A 3,874-nucleotide genomic window follows, 5' to 3' on the forward strand; every position below is an offset into this window, starting at 1 on the left:
GGTCTGAAATTGATACCGAAGGAAGTGCGCACTAAAGTAGCGTAAACAAGACACCGGTTTGAGGCCGGTGTCAGGTGATAACTAGATCTGTACACCCTGCTGATGCCGTGGCGTGGGTATTTGCGATTGTCCTAATACGCTGCGCTATTCGAACCTACATACAGTGGCAGCGTGGTTTAATCGACAGATATCGATGTTATCTTTATTTGCAACTATTTTATTGCTAGCGTTCCTCCATTCAATTCTAAGTATTTTACTTAGGCATCTCTATTTTGAATCTACCGATAGCTTGCTTTGTTATTTTAAGTTTTTTAGCAAGTATTGTAGCCGAGGGGTTTGTTCGAGTTTGAACCAATATTCCATGCCTTCTAAGACCAGTGACCTCACGATCATATGTATCTCTATCATTTGTGTTCATCGCTTTATAAATGTCTTGCGGGCTGATTTCATCTTTTTTTATTCCCAAAATGACAATGCGCTTCTGGTTTGCAGTTAGTTCGAACTTGTTGAATATATTTAGATAGCTTTCTTCTTTTGCAGAATATATTGATTTGTTTTTAAATGTTATGGAGAAGTAATTTTCCGCATTGTTTAGAATTGGAGACTCCATCTCCTGAGATTCTAGTAATGAGAAAATTCGGCGCATGCCTTCACCGAGCTCTCGGACAAAGCTATTTTCACGAAGAATTTTAGATATTAGAGAGTTTCTTGATTCGTGGGCACCTTTTAGTGCACGAAGATCATCAATACTTATTGTCGAGAGTAGTCTCCCGGGGCTAGAAACTTCTAAACGGTTATTAAATATAAATATGTCTATACCGTTTTGAATTGAGTAATCTCTATGAGTAATTGCATTTATTAATGCTTCTCTTATTGCTTCTTCAGGATAAATGTATTTTTGTTCAAACTTTGCTTCCATTCCAAATTCTGTCTTGTATGCGAGAAATGGTCTTAATTTATTCCAAGAGTTTGTGATTAAACTAAATATATTTCCTGTTATGATCTCATCATTGACAACATTGTAATCTTTTCCTGTTTTGAGATTGTCCCCTTCTACTTGTACTATTCTCACTTGACATCTTGGGGCCCACTTGGAAATGTCTTTAGCAAAAAGCAGAATGGCAGCATTTTTTAGCCTAAGGTCATTTAAACCAAACTCAGCCAAGCCTGTCTGTTGCAGATAATATTCTACACTCAAGCCAACTAAATATGAAGATGAAATACTTTGAATTAGAGTTTGATCAAGGTCTGAAACAGTAGCCCCGTCAACAAAAGCACGATCAAAACTTCTTGATAATATTTCCTGTCTTTCGAACTGTATTCGTTTGAAAGATACCGGTACAGTTTGCTTATCTTTACGAACAACACAGCGACCATCAGATAGTTGATATATTTCATCCGTCCCTTTAGAAACTGAAAATAATAAAACAGTGCATTCGTTTAAATCACGAATTATTGTCTCAATCTCAATGGGAAGAATACTGTCAGTATGTATGTAATCTTTGTATGCTGATAACATACTCTGAATTTCAGATTCCGTAAATGGAAGGCCAGTTACAGTTCCGTCGTCCTCGACACCAATAATTATACTTCCTCCATCTGCATTGGAGAATGCAACTAAGGCTTCTGCTATATATCTATTGAGATCCTTAATTGAACCTGGCTTTTTATTATCTAAAGGTCCTTGGTAGGCAGATTTAAATTCTCTGAAATGCGACTCTCCAAGCGAAAGGAGATTCTTGGTTCTTTCTTTTAGTGCTAATATATTCATGGTTTAGATGGCTCCATTAATTTAATTTGGTTTAATTTGGTTTGGTTTGGTTTGGTTTGGTTTGGTTTGGTTTGGTTTGGTTTGGTTTGGTTTGGTTTGGTTTGGTTTGGTTTGGTTTGTTTTGTTTTGTTTTGTTTTGTTTTGTTTTGTTTTGTTTTGTTTTGTTTTGTTTTGTTTTGTTTTGTTTTGTATTGTTTTGTATTGTTTTGTATTGTTTTGTATTGTTTTGTATTGTATATTTCAATATTGTAATCTCAATAATAATAAAGCTAGGTGGCTGCTGTTTATGATAATATGTCGTATATAGATTATCTGTTGAGTTATAGGGCTGTCACCAATCTGAATTTAGCATAGCGTACAGTTATAATTATGATGAATAAATGACTAGTAAGTACCAATTTAAATTACACATTCTTGTTTTAACAGCCCCAAAGGACAGTTTTTATAAATATGGTCTACATGAATAATGATAAGCGTTGCAGAATTTTAGTCAGAGTTGCTTAACTTAAATTTGTCTTTAACCATGAATTCATATCGCTCACAACCTCATTGCGCTGATTTTCCCCATCACTGTCCTTGAATCCATGATCCAGTGCTTCGTAACGCCGATACTCGATATTGTTCTTCCCGAGTTCTTTAAGGCGCTGCACCAACTCATCTGTTTTTTGCGGTGATACCGAAGTATCCATTCCCCCCTGCACGATCAGTAAAGGAGACTTTACTTTTTTAAGGGTATCAAGCTGATCGATGGAGAGCATCTGCTGCCACCAATGATAACCATGCCCGCTGACGTCAAGCTCAAAGGGTTCGTTGTTAAGAACATGCTCGGCAAACCCTTTGAAATCGTCGATCTCTTTTCTCGCCTCTTCGGGGTTTTTATGCTTTACCGCGATGCTGTGTGAGACGTCATCGATAAACCAGCGGCCACCACCATTAAAGGCGATGGTGGCATCGATATAGTCAACATCTGCGGTCACCAGGTTGGCGATAACGGCCCCTTCACTGCCACCCAAGAGGATAAATCTCTTGTATTGCCCATCTTTTCGAACGGTATCGAGCACAGCCTTGATACTGACTCTTATACACAAGTAGCGTCCTGAACGGAACCTTTCCCGTTTTCCAGGATCTGATCTTCTATGTGACTCCCAACATAGTAACGATCATGATAACTTCTGCTCTTCATCGTACGGCTGACTGGGCCAAATCTGTTTTCTCTTCGGCGGCGCTGGGTGATCCTCGCCGTACCACCCGTCTGGTTAACGTCGCCGCTCAATTGGCAAAATATTCTGGAAAATCAATAACCATCTCATCCGAGGGCAGTGAAGCCATGCAGGAAGGCGCTTACCGATTTATCCGCAATCCCAACGTTTCTGCCGAGGCGATCAGAAAGGCTGGCGCGATGCAAACGGTCAAGTTGGCTCAGAAGTTTCCCGAACTGCTGGCCATTGAGGACACCACCTCTTTGAGTTATCGCCACCAGGTCGCCGAAGAGCTTGGGAAGCTGGGCTCTATTCAGGATAAATCCCGCGGATGGTGGGTTCACTCCGTGCTCTTGCTCGAGGCCACCACATTCCGCACCGTAGGATTACTGCATCAGGAGTGGTGGATGCGCCCGGATGACCCTGCCGATGCGGATGAAAAGGAGAGTGGCAAATGGCTGGCTGCGGCCGCAACTAGCCGGTTACGCATGGGCAGCATGATGAGCAACGTGATTGCGGTCTGTGACCGCGAAGCCGATATCCATGCTTATCTGCAGGACAAACTGGCGCATAACGAGCGCTTCGTGGTGCGCTCCAAGCACCCACGCAAGGACGTAGAGTCTGGGTTGTATCTGTACGACCATCTGAAGAACCAACCGGAGTTGGGTGGCTATCAGATCAGTATTCCGCAAAAGGGCGTGGTGGATAAACGCGGTAAACGTAAAAATCGACCAGCCCGCAAGGCGAGCTTGAGCCTGCGCAGTGGGCGCATCACGCTAAAACAGGGGAATATCACGCTCAACGCGGTGCTGGCCGAGGAGATTAACCCGCCCAAGGGTGAGACCCCGTTGAAATGGTTGTTGCTGACCAGCGAACCGGTCGAGTCGCTAGCCCAAGCCTTGCG

Annotated in this window: 4 protein-coding genes; 1 reads left to right on the plus strand and 3 read right to left on the minus strand. The window is 42.2% G+C overall.

Annotated features, from left to right (window positions below; translation table 11 throughout):
• Window positions 1-253: 253 nt before the first annotated feature.
• The 3 genes from AB5Y50_RS06880 to AB5Y50_RS06890 form a co-directional block, all read right to left on the minus strand.
• On the minus strand, window positions 254-1,771 hold the full coding sequence (locus AB5Y50_RS06880) for an ATP-binding protein (RefSeq protein ID WP_080988552.1): 1,518 nt from the start codon (window positions 1,769-1,771) through the stop codon (window positions 254-256).
• Window positions 1,772-1,802: 31 nt separating this feature from the next.
• Entirely contained in the window at window positions 1,803-2,015 is a 213-nt protein-coding gene (locus tag AB5Y50_RS06885; RefSeq protein WP_368162515.1) for a hypothetical protein, read from the minus strand.
• Between the two features lie 256 nt (window positions 2,016-2,271).
• Window positions 2,272-2,832 carry an alpha/beta hydrolase family protein gene (locus tag AB5Y50_RS06890; RefSeq protein ID WP_368162517.1) on the minus strand — a complete coding sequence of 187 codons (561 nt, stop codon included), beginning with the start codon at window positions 2,830-2,832 and terminating at the stop codon, window positions 2,272-2,274.
• A gap of 101 nt (window positions 2,833-2,933) precedes the next feature.
• Between AB5Y50_RS06890 and AB5Y50_RS06895 the strand changes: the two genes are divergently transcribed.
• Window positions 2,934-3,874, plus strand: a 941-nt coding sequence (locus AB5Y50_RS06895) for an IS4-like element IS50R family transposase (protein ID WP_368162397.1), incomplete at its 3' end; no start/stop codon positions are given.

The sequence above is a fragment of the Aeromonas sp. s6 genome (genome assembly GCF_040907815.1).
Classification (GTDB): Bacteria; Pseudomonadota; Gammaproteobacteria; order Enterobacterales; family Aeromonadaceae; genus Aeromonas; species Aeromonas caviae.

What these genes read in the sequence shown, in the direction of transcription:
- AB5Y50_RS06880 (WP_080988552.1), bottom strand. Translation starts at nt 1,771, where the DNA reads ATGAATATATTAGCACTAAAAGAAAGAACCAAGAATCTCCTTTCGCTT.